The organism is Achromobacter sp. NPDC058515, from assembly GCF_042721735.1.
In the GTDB taxonomy this organism is placed as follows: domain Bacteria; phylum Pseudomonadota; class Gammaproteobacteria; order Burkholderiales; family Burkholderiaceae_B; genus Achromobacter.
In genome coordinates this window covers 68,137-81,584 of the sequence record NZ_JBHXNI010000022.1, presented here as the reverse complement: position 1 = coordinate 81,584, position 13,448 = coordinate 68,137, and the positions used below count along the sequence as shown (strand labels likewise).

Here is a 13,448-nt window from a genome sequence, read left to right as displayed (position 1 = left end):
AACGTGTACGCCGCCATGAACATCCTGCTGCTCAACGAGCGCACGGTGGTGCTGGTGGACACCCATGTGAACGACGAGCCCACGGCCGAACAGATAGCCGAATTCACGGTCATGGCGGCTCAGGAAATGGCGCGCATGAACCTGGCGCCCAAGGTGGCCCTGCTGTCGCGGTCGAACTTCGGTTCGGGCAGCTCGGCCTCGGGCGCCAAGATGCGCCGCGCGCTGGAACTGGTGCGCGAAGCCGCGCCGGAACTGGAGATCGACGGCGAGATGCACGGCGACTGCGCGCTGGACGAGGCGCTGCGCATGCGCATCCTGCCGTCGTCCACGCTCAAGGGCGAAGCCAACCTGCTGGTGTGCCCGAACGTGGACTCCGGCAACATCGCCTACAACCTGCTCAAGACGGCGGCGGGCGGCAACGTGGCGGTGGGCCCGTTCCTGCTGGGTTGCAACGCGCCGGTGCATGTCCTGACCTCCAGCTCCACCGTGCGCCGCATCATCAACATGACGGCCATGACCGTGCTGGACGCCAACCGGGTGGAAACCGCCTAGGGCTTTCCGTCCGGCGCTGCGCGGCCTGCGCCGGACCCGCGGGCAAAAAAATGCGCGCTGACTCCATCCTTGGATGGGGCAGCGCGCATTTTTCATGCGCGGACGCCGGCGTCCGCGGCCGGAGGGTCAGTTCCTGCTGGCCTTCCAGGTGCCGTCCGGTTGCTTGCAGAACCAGAACTGCCATTTTTCCGTGGTGGTGGTGCGGGCAAAGTCCGCAACCAGGAAGCGGCAGACGCGATCGTCCTTGACCTTGCTGGTCTGGGTGGGAGTCAGCTGCACGGTGATCGGCGCGGCCTTCTTGCGCTGGGCGGTGCTGGTCCATTCGGTGCGCTGCCCATCGGCCGAATTGTTCAGCGACTGCGCCACGGCCTCGTGGAACGACGCGCGGTCGGCCTTCGCAATCTGCGTGATGAGGGCGTCGTTCAGCATCACCGGCGGCGCGGCAACAGCCGCCGCCGACAGGCCGCCTGCCAAGAACAACGCGGCGAGAACGCGGGTATATCTCAAGATGTGCTCCCTAGTCTGAAGAGTCGTCATTGCCATGCCAGAACCTGAGGCGATAGTACGCGAAAAAAGCGCCCCCACGCTGCACACGCTGCGCGTGTTTGCTGCCCCCGCGGGGGCGTTTTTTCCTTGGGGCGGCCCGGCGGAAAAAAAGCGCCCCCACGCTGCACAAAAAAGGCCGCCCAAATGGGCGGCCAAGGTACAACAAGGGGAGGGTAAATCTGCGGGCGGCTTAGTTGCCGTGATAGACGCCGGCGAACGGCATGTTGTTGGGCTCGACGTTCGACACCTGGCCGGCGGCCTTCGCGGCGGCGAGTTCGGCCTGAACGTCGGCGCGGGTCTTGCCCGACTGGGGCGCGCCGTAGACGCCTTGGAAAGGCACGTTGTTCGGTTCGACGTTGGTGACCAGGCCGGCAGCCTTCGCGGCAGCCAGTTCAGCCTGCACCTGAGCGCGGGTCGGGCCTTCGTACGGGGTGCCGTAGACACCCTGGAAGGGGACGTTGTTGGGTTCGACGTTGGACGAGGCGTAAGCGCCGGCGCTCAGCGCGGCCAGGGACATCATCAAAGCGGTAGCAAGGGTCTTCATGGTAAACCTCCGATTCCAAGAGCTTGGGAGCGAATCCGGCGGCCTATCCGTCGTGCTTCGTTGCTGTTTCCCGATGACTCAATATTGCGCCGAATAGAGGTAGGGGTAAACCCGTATATCCGTAAAAGATAATTCCATCAGTGGAAAAATAGGCTAAATGTGAGCTTAATTTCGCCATTAGTGGAAATCAGGGCGTAGCTGCATGACTTACGGGAGCCCGCATGGAAAAGATTCATCTCACGCGTGAAAAAGCGACGCTGCTGATCACGCTCTACGCCAAGGCGCGCGAGAGCCGCCTGCCGGACTCCGTGCTGCGGGATTGCTACGCCGAGGCCGCGGTCGGGCGCATCGACCACGATTTTTCCCGGCTGCGCATGCGCCGGGACGAGATAATCGGCCTGGCGCTGCGGGCCCATACGCTGGACGGCTGGGTGCGCGAGTTCCTCTCGGCGCACGCCGGCGCCACCGTGCTGCACCTGGGTTGCGGCCTGGACACCCGGGTGTTCCGGGTGGATCCGCCGGCGGCGGTCAACTGGTACGAGGTGGACTATCCCGAGGTCATCGCGTTGCGGCGCAGGCTGTATCCGGCCCGGCCAGGCTGCAGCCTGGTGGGCTCGCCGGTGACCGACCTGGCCTGGCTGGCGGGGATTCCCGCCGACAAGCCGACGCTGGTCGTGGCCGAGGGCCTATTCCTGTATCTGCCCGAGGAAGCGCTGCTGCAATTGCTGCGGGCCGTCACCACGCAATTTCCCACGGGCGAGCTCGTCTTCGATGCCTACAATCGGCTGGGATTGACCTGGGTGGCGCACAACCGCATGATCCAGGCAACCGGGGCGGTCACGCGCTGGAGCCTTGGCAGTCCGCAAGAACTGGAGACGCTGGTGCCGGGCTTGCGGCTGCGCACCGAGCAAGGGGGGTACGAGCCCGGCGACCGCAAGCAAAGGGCGCGCTATTCCTGGCCGGCGCAGACGGCCCTGTGGCTGATGCGCCGGGTGCAGCTCCTGGGAGGCATGACCAGGCTGCTGCGCTACCGCTACTAGCGGCGCCTCAGTAATGCGGCGGCAGCTCGTCGCGCAGGCTGCGGAACGGGGCGGCGCCCTCGGGCGCCTGCTGGCGCAGGTCGGCAACCTCGCGCAATAGCCGGTCTATCTGCTGTTGCTGGCGGACGATGATCTGGTTCAGCTGCTCCAGCAGATCGTCCGCGAAGCTGGCCTTGACCTCCAGCTCGAGCAGGCGGCGTTCGATGTCTTGCGATTTATCCATGGCGGGTATTAGAACCGATTCCCGCCCGCAGCTACAGGAGACGGGTTTGGCACAGCGGCGATGGCGTGGGGGCAAGGCGTGGCGGCGGGCGGCCGGCACGCTCCTGGCGCTCGCGCCGGCCGCGGCCGCCATGGCGCAGGCGCCTGTCCTGGCTCCCGTCGTCGTCACCGGCACGCGCCTGGGCACCTCGGTGCTCGACACGCCGGCCTCGGTGGACGTGGTGGAGGGTGCGGCCATGCGCCGGGGGCAGCCCGGGATCAACCTGTCCGAAGGGCTGGCCGGCGTGCCGGGCCTGCAGATCCAGAATCGCCAGAACTACGCGCAGGACCTGCAGATTTCCAGCCGCGGCTTCGGCGCGCGGTCCACCTTCGGCGTGCGCGGCGTGCGCCTGTATGTGGACGGCATCCCGGCCACCATGCCCGACGGGCAGGGGCAGACCTCGAATATCGACATCGGCTCCATCGCCCGCGTCGAGGTGCTGCGCGGGCCGTTTTCGGCGCTCTACGGCAATTCCTCGGGCGGCGTGATCCAGGTGTTCACGGAGGACGGCGCGGCGCCGCCTTCGGTGTCGGCCAGCGGCTGGGGCGGCAGCTACGGCACCTGGCGCTACGGCGCCCGCGCAAGCGGGATCACGGGCACGGGCGCGGGCGAACTGGACTATGTGCTGGACCTGACGCGGTTCACCACCGACGGCTACCGCGACCACAGCGCCGCGCGCAAGAACCTGGGCAATGCAAAACTGGGACTGCAACTGGACGACGCCAGCCGCCTGACCGTGGTCGTCAACAGCGTGGACCTGAAGGCGCAGGACCCGCTGGGCCTGACCTACCAGCAATTCCAGGACGATCCGCGCAGCGCGCCGCTGGCCGAGCAGTACGACACCCGCAAGACGGTGCGCCAGACGCAGGGCGGCGTCGTCTACGAACGCCAGGTGGATGGCCGCAACGCGCTGCGCCTGATGGTCTATTACGGCCAGCGCGACACCACGCAGTACCAGTCGATTCCGCCGGCGGCGCAGCTCGCGCCCACCCAGGCGGGCGGCGTCATCGACCTGAAGCGCCGGTATGGCGGCGCGGATCTGCGCTGGACGTCCGAGCTGGACCTGGCGGGCAGGCCGTTGACCCTGGTCGGCGGCTTTGCCTACGACTCCATGCGCGAGGACCGCAAGGGCTATCAGAACTTCATCGGCACGGGAGCCAGCCAGCAACTGGGCGTGCGCGGCGCCTTGCGGCGCGACGAGACCAACACGGTGTACAACGCCGACCCGTACGCGCAGGCGTCGTGGGCGTTCGCCGAGCGGTGGACGCTGGATGCCGGCCTGCGCTGGAGCACCGTCCGCTTCGATTCCGACGACCATTACATCGTGCCCGGCAACGTCGACGACAGCGGCGGCGCGCGCTACCGCAAGGCCTTGCCGGTGGCGGCGCTGCGCTACGCCGTCAATGCCGACGCGAGCCTCTACGCGTCGTACGGGCGCGGCTTCGAGACGCCGACGCTCAACGAGATCTCGTACCGGCCCGGCGGCCTGCCGGGCCTGAATTTCGGGCTGCTGCCCGCCGTCAGCACCAACCTGGAAGCCGGCGTGAAAGCGCGCATGGGCGGCGGGCTGTTGACGGCCGCGGTGTTCCATACCCGCACCGATGACGAGATTGTCTCGGCGGGCAGCTCCGGCGGACGCACCAGCTATCAGAACGCCGGCCGCACGCGGCGCGACGGCGCGGAGCTGGGCTGGTCGGGCGAATTCGCGCGGCACTGGCGCACGCAGTTCGCCTACACCTGGTTGAACGCCCGCTATGCGGACGATTCCACCGGCGGCATCCGCGCCGGCAACAAGATCCCGGGCATTGCGCGCCAGGCGGCGTTCGCATCCCTGGCCTGGGCGCCGCCGCAAGGCTGGCAGGCCTCGGTCGAAGGGCGCTACCTGAGCAAGATCTACGTCAACGACGCCAACGACCAGGATGCGCCCGGCTACTTCGTGGCCGCGGCGAGCGTCGGCTACGTGAAGATCCTGGGCGCGTGGGAACTGAACGCCTATGCGCGCGTGGATAACCTGTTCGACAAGCGCTACGCGGGGTCGGTGATCGTCAATGAAAGCAACGGACGCTACTACGAGCCGGCGGCCGGGCGCAGCGCGGGGCTGGGCATGGGGGCGACTTACCGGTTCTGAGGCGCGGCGTCAGTCGGGCGCGACGGGATAGCAGACCCCATGATCCTCGCAGCCCGGGCAGCCTGGCGCGGCCTGGGGCGGCAGGCCGGCGTGTTCGCAAGCGGAATAAGCGAGGAATTTCTTCCACCGCAGGTTGTGCACATTGCGTATGACCAGTCCGGGATAGTGCCGGGCCAGCAGGAAGGTGACGTCCTCGCGGCCGGACAGGCCCAGGTCGCGCCACAGATGGTCGGGCCGCAGGCAGGCGTGCGCCAGGACGCTGCCGACCCACGTGGTGGTGTCCAGGCTGGGCGCGCGGTAGGCGTCCAGCAGCACGCGCATCAGCTGCGTGAAGCCGGGCTGGGGATCGGTCGCTGGGCCGTCGGCATAGGCCGCGCATTGGTCGCGCAGCGTAGCGAGCGCGCTGTCGTGGCCGGCCAGCGCGCCGGGGAACAGATGGCCGATCAAGTCGTGCAATTCAGCCGGCGCCAGGCCGCTGCGCGCCAGGTCCCGATACGCCAGGCTGGTGCCGATGACCGTGGCGAAGAAGCCCGCATCGGGATGCCCGGGAGGCGCATGGCGCAGCAGGGCACGGGCAAACCGTTGGGCCGGCGCGGCGACATCGGGTTGCGCGGGGGAAGGGGGCAGCACGGCGGGGGTCAGGACGGCGTCCATGATGGGATTGCGACGGTCGCGAGTTAATTAAGCTGTTAACGAAACGTTATATTGTCGAATATATAACGAAAGCCCGCACCCGTTCGCGCCCTTTCCCATGAATCCGCGTCGGGACATACCCCAGGTGCGGGCCGCCTGGCGGGTATCATCGGCCTCCCTCCAATTCGTCGCACCCAGCATGCCGCGCATCTTCCGCCCCGCAGTTTCCCGATTGTTTGGCGCCGTCGCAGTGGCGCTTGCCGGCATTGCGGCCGCGCCGCCGCCCGTCGCGGCGCACGATATCGGCGCCGCCATCGAGTCCATCCGCTTGTCCCGCTATCCCTTGCGTGAACCTGAGCGGCGCGTCTGGGGGACCGAGAACGTCAGGGACGCTCTGCTGGTTGGCCAGATGGAGAACCGGCTGTACCTGTACCGTTACCTGAGAGGCGACGGCAAGGAGTTCCGGCTGGATTTCCGGTCGCAGCCGCTGGTGATCGACCCCGCGCAATGGAAGGCGTCGAACGAGGAAAACGTGAGCGTCAGGGCGCCGCGCGGCGTAGAGACGTTCTATTGGGTGGGCTACCGCTACAACGGGGCCGACGATTCCGTGGTCAACGGCTATCTGGTGGACGGGAAGGGCGAGGCGGCCACGGTCCATGCGGACGCACGGCTCGCGGTCGTGACCAGCGCCCGGCCATGGGACGAAGCCCGCCGCGCGCAGGCACTGGCCTCGTTGCGGCCGGCGCTGGTGGACTACCCGGGCAGCCTGAAGGTTTTCCCCGCCGAAGTGCGCTTTGAACATCAGGCGCCCGTGGACGCGACGGCCACCTTCCGGACGCTGCATCAGGTGGCGCGCGCCGTGCCGCGCGCCAAGACGGCCGAGTTCGGCCGCGCGCTGGCCGACCTGCGCCGCTTCGTCATGGAGCAGGACTACCGCGAGATCGATCCCGGCGGCAAGGACGCGGAGACGCTGACGGCCCTGAACGACTACGGCTTCTGGCTGGCCGAGTCAGGCGACGCGGCGCAGGCCGACCGCATCCTCGGCGACGTGCTGCGGCGCGATCCGTCGCGCACGGCCGCCTACCTGAACCGCGGCGACGCCCGCTGGACGCAGCGCGAGAAGGCGGGCGACAAGCGCGGCTATTTCGAAGCCCTGGCGCGCGAGGACTACCGGCAGTACTGCTCTCGCCGCCTGGCCGCCAAGGAGCCCATCCCCGGCAATATCGCCGCCCGCATCGGCGCCGCCCTGAATGAAAAGGCGCTGAGCGCGGATGTCTGCCGGCCGCGGCTGGCGATCTTCAAGGCGATCCAGGCGGACGATCTGGAGGCGGTGCGCGCCGAACTGGCGGGCGGGCAGGACCCCGATGGCGTGAACGAGAACGGCACATCGGCGCTGGCCGCCGCCGTGTCGCGCAAGCAGCTTGAAATTGTGCGGACCTTGCTGGCGGCGGGCGCAAAGGCGGACGGCCCCAACAATGGATTTCCGCTGCTGGCCAGCGCGTTGCCGGACGGCAGGGACACGCGCCCGGCGGCGGAGCGCTATGCGTTGGCGGACATGCTGATCGCGGCGGGCGCGCCCGTAGACGCGGTGGACTACAACGGCACGCCGCTGCTGATGCGGCGCATCTCCTATTACAGCGAAGACAAGGACAACCTGGCCTACCTGCTGGACAAGGGCACCAATCCGAATGCCCGCGAGAAGAATGGGCGCTCGCTGCTGCACGCCGCGCTGCAAAGCCCGAAGAAATTCTGGTTTGCCGAGAAATTGCTGGCCAAGGGGGCGGACATCAACGCCGCCTATATCCGGATGCACTACGGCAGTCGCGCCCTATGGGAAACGCCGCTGCTGGAAGCGCTGCGCGAATCGATCAACGGCGAGTTCACGCCGACGGCGGTTTATCCGATTCCGGAGCGCGTGACCTACGCGCTGGCGCATGGCGCGGATCCGGCGGCGGGCGGCTACAGCGCCGGCAAGACGCTTGAGCGCAACGGCTTGAACGAAGCGCTGAGCCTGGCGGCGCGCTACCTGCAGCCCGCGCTGGTGGACCAGCTGGCGCAGGCCGCAGGCAAGCCGCAGGCGCCGTTGACGCCCGAAGCGCTGTCCAGCCTCCTGATGGTCTGGAACCAGCTGGAGATCCGCGCCTCGGTCAAGCAGGACAGCCCGGCGTGGGACGGCCAGCGCGCCAGGCTGCGCGCCACGGCGGAGCGCCTGCTGGCTGCCGGGGTGCCGCTGACGCGGACCGACGACATGACCGGCTTGAACGATAACCGCATCGCCCCGCTCAGCCTGCCGTGGCTGCCCGACGACCTGTACCAGGCCTGGCTGCAGGCGGGCGCCGACGTGTCGGACCGGACCGATCCCGGCATCCGGATCGATGGCGTGGTGGACGCCGATGCGCTGCCGCTGGTGACGATGCTGCGGCTGGGCAAGGAAGCCAAGGCCGCGATGCTGCTGGAGCATGGCGCCGGCATCACTCGCACGCCGTGGCGTTGCGGCATGGCGGTGGCGGACGTGCTGGCCTGGCAGCTGGGCAACAGCGGCCCGATCAGCCCGACGGGCGCGCGCGCCGTCAAGCAGGTGCTGGATGGCGCGGCGGGGGCGGCAAGCTGCGACCTGAACCAGCGCTCGCGCGTGCAGCCCTTCGTGGGCCTTACCGCCGCCGAGCTGGCGCAGCGCGCGAATGTGACGCTGGCCGTGACCGCGCCGAAGTAGAACGCTCCCAATGCTCCGGTGTCAGACACCCGCCCACTGTTCCGGTGTCTGACACCCGGGGACGATTGGCTTGAAGCCGTGGCGCCATATCAAGGGTGTCAGACACCTGCGCCGAGGGTGTCTGACACCGGAGCCACTCCATGGCGGCGGCCGGACCAAAAAAAAACAGGCGCCCCCACTGTTCCGGTGTCTGACACCCGGGGCACCATATCAAGGGTGTCAGACACCTGCGCATATCAAGGGTGTCAGACACCTGCGCCGAGGGTGTCTGACACCGGAGCCACGCCATGGCGGCGGCCGGACCAAAAAAACAGGCGCCCGAAGGCGCCTGTTTTTTTGCTTCAACGGCTGGCCGTCATTACATGGCGTGACCCATGTTGACGTTCATGTTGTACAGCACCCAGGCCGAACCGCCGACGATGATGGCGATGATCAGCACGGTGAAGACAAAGGCGGCCAGGTTGTCGCGGGCCGATTTCGAGGCGCCCATGTGCAGGAAGTACACCAGCTGCACCAGCAGCTGGAGCACGCACAGCGCCACCACGCCGATGATGGTGACGGTATGGGACAGCGCGCCGTACATCACCAGGCCGAACGAGCCGAAGGTGAGCAGGAGCGAGAGCACGAAACCGATGATGTAGGACTTCAGGCTGCCGTGGTCGGCGGCGTGATCGTCGTGGCCGTGTGCGGCCGCAGCGGAGTGCGACATCAGAGGGCTCCCAGAAGGTAGACAAAGGTGAAGACGCAGATCCAGACGATGTCCAGGAAGTGCCAGAACAGGCTCAGGCACGCCAGGCGACGCTTGTTGATCGAGTCCAGGCCATGGCGGCGGATCATGTCCAGCAGGACAATGATCCAGATCAGGCCGAAGGTGACGTGCAGGCCGTGCGTGCCGATCAGCGTGAAGAACGCCGACAGGTAGGCGCTGCGGCCCGGACCGGCGCCGATGCTGATCAGGTGATGGAATTCATAGATTTCCATCGCGATGAAGCCCGCGCCGAACAGGAACGTGACCATCAACCAGCCCATCGCGCGGCTCTTGTTGTTGGCGTGCACGTTCAGGTTGGCCATGCCGAAGGTGAAGCTGGAGACCAGCAGCAACAGCGTTTCGACCAGCACGAACCTCAGGTCGAACAGTTCCTTGCCGGTGGGGCCGCCCGCGGTGGCGTTGGACAACACCGCGAACGTGGCGAACAGCACCGAGAAGATCAGCAGGTCGCTCATCAGATAGACCCAGAAACCGAATACGGTCTTGGATCCATCGTCGTGATGCGCGTGATCGTCGTGACCCGCGTGGGGGAGAGTGGCTACGGCTTGAATCATGGCTCAGGCGGCCTTTTGCATTTTGTCAAAGTGAGCGTTTTCGATGCGTTCGACTTCCGCGGCCGGGACCCAGTAGTCGATGTCGCGGTCATAGGCGCGAACGATGAACGAACCGATCATGCCGACGAAGCCGACGATGGACAGCCACCAGATGTGCCAGATCAGGGCAAAGCACATGACCAGGCCAAAGGCGCCGATGAAAACGCCGACGGCGGTGTTGCGCGGCATGTGGATGTCTTCGTACTTGGCCGGGCGCTTGTAGGCCTTGCCGTTCTGCTTGTCTTCCCAGAACTGGTCCAGTTCATCGACGTGAGGAACGTGGGCGAAGTTGTAGAAAGGAGCCGGCGAGGAAATCGCCCATTCCAGGGTGCGGCCATCCCAGGGATCGCCGGTGACGTCCTGGTTTTGCTTGCGCTGGCGCACGGACACGAACACTTGCTGCAGCAGGAACCAGATGCCCAGCATGATCAGCGCGGCGCCGGCCAGGGCGACCAGCAGGTAGGGCTGCCATTCGGGGTTGTCATAGCTGTTCAGGCGGCGCGTCATGCCCTTGAAGCCCAGGATGTACAGGGGCATGAAGGCCAGGAAGAAGCCGACGAACCAGCAGTAGAACGAGTAGCGGCCCAGGCGCTCGTTAAGCGTGAAGCCAAAGGCCTTGGGGAACCAGTAGGTCATGCCGGCGATGCAGCCGAAAACCACGCCGCCGATGATGGTGTTGTGGAAGTGGGCGATCAGGAACAGGCTGTTGTGCAGCACGAACGACACGCCGGGGATGGCCAGCATGACGCCGGTCATGCCGCCGATGACGAACACGATCATGAAGCCCAGCGTCCACAGCACCGGCGTGGTGATGCGCAGGCGGCCGCGGTAGATGGTGAACAGCCAGTTGAAAATCTTGGCCCCGGTCGGGATCGAGATGATCATTGTCGCGATGCCGAAGAAGGCATTGACGTTGGCCCCCGCTCCCATGGTGAAGAAGTGGTGCAGCCAGACCAGGAACGACAGCACGCCGATGGCGGCCGTGGCGTAGACCATGGACTTGTAGCCGAACAGCGTCTTGCGGGCGAAGGTGGCAACCACTTCCGAATACACGCCGAACGCCGGGAGCACCAGGATGTAGACCTCGGGGTGGCCCCAGATCCAGATCAGGTTCACGTACATCATGACGTTGCCGCCCATGTCGTTCGTGAAGAAGTGCGTGCCCAGGTAGCGGTCCATCGTCAGCAGCGCCAGGGTCGCGGCCAGCACGGGGAAGGCGGCGACGATCAGGACGTTGGTGACCAGCGAGGTCCAGGTGAAGATCGGCATCTTCATCAGGCTCATGCCTGGCGCGCGCATGCGCAGGATGGTCACGATGAAGTTGATGCCGCTAAGCGTTGTGCCCAGCCCGGATATCTGGAGCGCCCAGATGTAGTAGTCCACCCCCACGCTTGGGCTGTAGTCCAGCCCGGACAGCGGCGGATACGCGAGCCAGCCGGTCGCGGCGAATTCGCCCACGAACAGCGAGATCATCATCAGCGCGACGCCGGCGCCGAACAGCCAGAAGCTCAGCGAGTTCAGGAACGGGTAGGCCACGTCGCGGGCGCCGATCTGCAGCGGCACCACGATGTTCATCAGCCCGGTGATGAAGGGCATCGCCATGAAGAAAATCATGATGACGCCGTGGGCGGTGAAGATCTGGTCGTAGTGGTGAGGCGGCAGGAAGCCGGCCGAGTCCGCTGACGCGACAGCGAGCTGGGTGCGCATCATGATGGCGTCGGCAAAGCCGCGCAGCAGCATGATCAGCGCGACGATGATGTACATCACGCCGATGCGCTTGTGGTCGACGGAGGTGAGCCATTCCGTCCAGAGGTACTTCCACTTGCCGAAGTAGGTGACTGCGCCGAAGACCGCTAGGCCTCCCAGGCACACGGCGGCCAGCGTAACCATGACGATAGGTTCATGGTACGGAATGGCCTCGAGGGTGAGTTTCCCGAGCATTGTTAGTTGATTCCTGCGATCAGATTATTCGACGTGGGGGTGCACGCGGGGGAGCCCACGCCGGCCATCTTGGTCATCGTGCTGCCCAGAATGAAATCGAACATGGCGGGCGGCGCCGAGGAGTACTTCACGACCGGATTGCGCTCGCTGCGCTTGGTCAGTTCCGCGTAGACCTCGGGGGTCAGCGCGGTGGGGGCCGCCTTGGCGTCCTTTACCCAGTTGTCGAACCCTTCCTGCGACATGGCGATGGCCTTGAAGCGCATGCCGGAGAAGCCGGCGCCGCTGTAGTTGGCCGAGATGCCCGCATAGGTGCCGGCTTCGCGCGCGTTCAGGTGCAGCTTGGTCTCCATGCCCGCCATCGAGTAGATCTGGCTGCCGAGCTGAGGGATGAAGAACGAGTTCATGACCGATGCCGAGGTGATGCGGAAGTTCACCGGCACGTCCACGGGGAACGCGATCTCGTTGACCGTGGCGATGTCGTACTCGGGGTAGATGAACAGCCACTTCCAATCCAGCGAAACCACCTCGATGGTCACCGGCTTGTGCTCGGACACGAGCGGCTTGTAGGGATCCAGCGCGTGCGTGGAGCGCCAGGTGATCACGGCAAGAATCGCCACGATGATGCAAGGGACGGTCCAGACCACGACTTCGATCGCGGTGGAGTGGGCCCATTTGGGCTGGTAGTCAGCTTTGGTGTTGGATGCGCGGTATTTCCAGGCAAACGCCAGGATCATGACGATGACCGGAATCACGACGATGAGCATCAGCCCCGTCGCCGTGAACAGCAAAGTCTTTTCCTGGGCGCCAATATCTCCCTTGGGGGAGAGGATTTCCATGTTGCAGCCGCCAAGCAGCATGACCGCGCCGACGCCGAAAATGCGCGTAAGGGTCGCAAGGAGGGGGTGTTTCACGTACAGCCTTGGATGGAAGGTGGGAAATGCTGCAGGGCAGCAGACTGGAATGCTGCCAAGCAGCAACGTCCATCCTATCGGTTTGATTTGGGTCAAGCCTGCGACGAATGGTCGCATTGCCTGGGAGCAATCTGCCCCAAGGGGAGCAGATTCAGGGTTTTCCTAGGGGAACAGATGCCCCCAGGGGAGGGATGGGGGTGCGACGATATGTCGCACCTGCACAAGCCGGGGTTGCGTGGATGTGTCGCAACCGCACAAATCAGTCGACGAGCACTTCGCGTTCCGGCCCCGGTTTCTTGGCCAGCTTGCGCTGCAGGGAGCGCCGGTGCATGCCCAACAGGCGCGCCGCCGCGGAAACATTGCCGCCGGTTTCGTGCAGGGCCTGGTGGATGTGCTCCCATTCTAGGCGGTGCAACGGCGTCATGGTCGTTTCGATGGTAACCGTTTCCGGCTTCACCAGGCCCAGCGTGCGCAGGATCATCGGCGCCGTGGCCGGCTTGGGCAGGTAGTCGTCCGCGCCGCGCTTGATCGCCTCGACGGCGGTGGCCACGCTGGCGTAGCCCGTGACCAGCAGAATCCGCATGTCCGCGCGCAGGGCGCGCAAGGGGCGGATCAGGGTCAGGCCGGAGTCTTCGCCCAGGCGCAGGTCCACCAGGGCGAAGGCGGGGCGGATTTCCTCGGCCACGCGCAGCGCCTCGGCGATGCCGGTGGCGGTTCGGGTTTCCAGGCCGCGGCGCGACAGGCTGCGCTGCAAGGTGCGCACGTACAGCTCGTCGTCGTCAATCAGCAGGCCAAGATCGGTTGGATTCATCACAT

General features: G+C 66.0%; 13 protein-coding genes. 4 read left to right on the top strand and 9 right to left on the bottom strand.

The features are described from left to right. On the top strand, nucleotides 1-552 hold a 552-nt coding region (locus ACFWP0_RS27790), incomplete at its 5' end, for a phosphate acyltransferase (RefSeq protein WP_377847739.1). Between the two features lie 126 nt (nucleotides 553-678). Here the strand turns inward: ACFWP0_RS27790 and ACFWP0_RS27785 are convergent. Together ACFWP0_RS27785 and ACFWP0_RS27780 are read right to left on the bottom strand one after the other, a co-directional pair. Then, nucleotides 679-1,059: a hypothetical protein gene (locus tag ACFWP0_RS27785; RefSeq protein ID WP_377847737.1), complete on the bottom strand. Its 381-nt coding sequence runs from the start codon at nucleotides 1,057-1,059 to the stop codon at nucleotides 679-681. A gap of 229 nt (nucleotides 1,060-1,288) precedes the next feature. Further along, on the bottom strand, nucleotides 1,289-1,642 hold the full coding sequence (locus tag ACFWP0_RS27780; protein WP_377847735.1) for a DUF4148 domain-containing protein: 354 nt from the start codon (nucleotides 1,640-1,642) through the stop codon (nucleotides 1,289-1,291). Nucleotides 1,643-1,863: 221 nt separating this feature from the next. Here ACFWP0_RS27780 and ACFWP0_RS27775 point away from each other — a divergent pair, with 221 nt between their 5' ends. Next, complete coding sequence (locus ACFWP0_RS27775; RefSeq protein ID WP_377847734.1) at nucleotides 1,864-2,682, top strand: class I SAM-dependent methyltransferase; 819 nt, start codon at nucleotides 1,864-1,866, stop codon at nucleotides 2,680-2,682. 7 nt (nucleotides 2,683-2,689) lie between these two features. Here the strand turns inward: ACFWP0_RS27775 and ACFWP0_RS27770 are convergent, their stop codons facing one another. Beyond that, entirely contained in the window at nucleotides 2,690-2,905 is a 216-nt protein-coding gene (locus ACFWP0_RS27770) for a SlyX family protein (protein WP_171667212.1), read from the bottom strand. A gap of 130 nt (nucleotides 2,906-3,035) precedes the next feature. On the opposite strand from ACFWP0_RS27770, the gene ACFWP0_RS27765 reads away from it, so the two are divergent. Further along, nucleotides 3,036-5,072 carry a TonB-dependent receptor domain-containing protein gene (locus tag ACFWP0_RS27765; RefSeq protein WP_377847747.1) on the top strand — a complete coding sequence of 679 codons (2,037 nt, stop codon included), beginning with the start codon at nucleotides 3,036-3,038 and terminating at the stop codon, nucleotides 5,070-5,072. A gap of 9 nt (nucleotides 5,073-5,081) precedes the next feature. Here ACFWP0_RS27765 and ACFWP0_RS27760 read toward each other — a convergent pair whose 3' ends face one another. Beyond that, nucleotides 5,082-5,726, bottom strand: coding sequence for a nitrogen fixation protein NifQ (locus tag ACFWP0_RS27760; protein ID WP_377847732.1), 645 nt, complete (start codon nucleotides 5,724-5,726; stop codon nucleotides 5,082-5,084). Between the two features lie 178 nt (nucleotides 5,727-5,904). Here ACFWP0_RS27760 and ACFWP0_RS27755 point away from each other — a divergent pair, with 178 nt between their 5' ends. Further along, entirely contained in the window at nucleotides 5,905-8,418 is a 2,514-nt protein-coding gene (locus ACFWP0_RS27755) for an ankyrin repeat domain-containing protein (RefSeq protein WP_377847730.1), read from the top strand. Between the two features lie 358 nt (nucleotides 8,419-8,776). Here the strand turns inward: ACFWP0_RS27755 and cyoD are convergent, their stop codons facing one another. From cyoD to ACFWP0_RS27730, 5 genes are all read right to left on the bottom strand, one after another. Continuing rightward, nucleotides 8,777-9,127 carry a cytochrome o ubiquinol oxidase subunit IV gene (gene cyoD / locus ACFWP0_RS27750; protein WP_346518949.1) on the bottom strand — a complete coding sequence of 117 codons (351 nt, stop codon included), beginning with the start codon at nucleotides 9,125-9,127 and terminating at the stop codon, nucleotides 8,777-8,779. After that, a complete protein-coding gene (cyoC, locus tag ACFWP0_RS27745) occupies nucleotides 9,127-9,741 on the bottom strand; it encodes a cytochrome o ubiquinol oxidase subunit III (RefSeq protein WP_377847728.1) in 615 nt (204 codons plus the stop codon). The genes cyoD and cyoC overlap by 1 nt, the downstream gene beginning before the upstream one ends. 3 nt (nucleotides 9,742-9,744) lie before the next feature. Further along, nucleotides 9,745-11,721 carry a cytochrome o ubiquinol oxidase subunit I gene (gene cyoB, locus ACFWP0_RS27740; protein WP_377847726.1) on the bottom strand — a complete coding sequence of 659 codons (1,977 nt, stop codon included), beginning with the start codon at nucleotides 11,719-11,721 and terminating at the stop codon, nucleotides 9,745-9,747. 2 nt (nucleotides 11,722-11,723) lie between these two features. Further along, nucleotides 11,724-12,632, bottom strand: coding sequence for a ubiquinol oxidase subunit II (gene cyoA / locus ACFWP0_RS27735; protein ID WP_377847725.1), 909 nt, complete (start codon nucleotides 12,630-12,632; stop codon nucleotides 11,724-11,726). A gap of 259 nt (nucleotides 12,633-12,891) precedes the next feature. Next, nucleotides 12,892-13,443, bottom strand: coding sequence for a response regulator transcription factor (locus tag ACFWP0_RS27730; RefSeq protein WP_035183092.1), 552 nt, complete (start codon nucleotides 13,441-13,443; stop codon nucleotides 12,892-12,894). Nucleotides 13,444-13,448 lie beyond the last annotated feature (5 nt).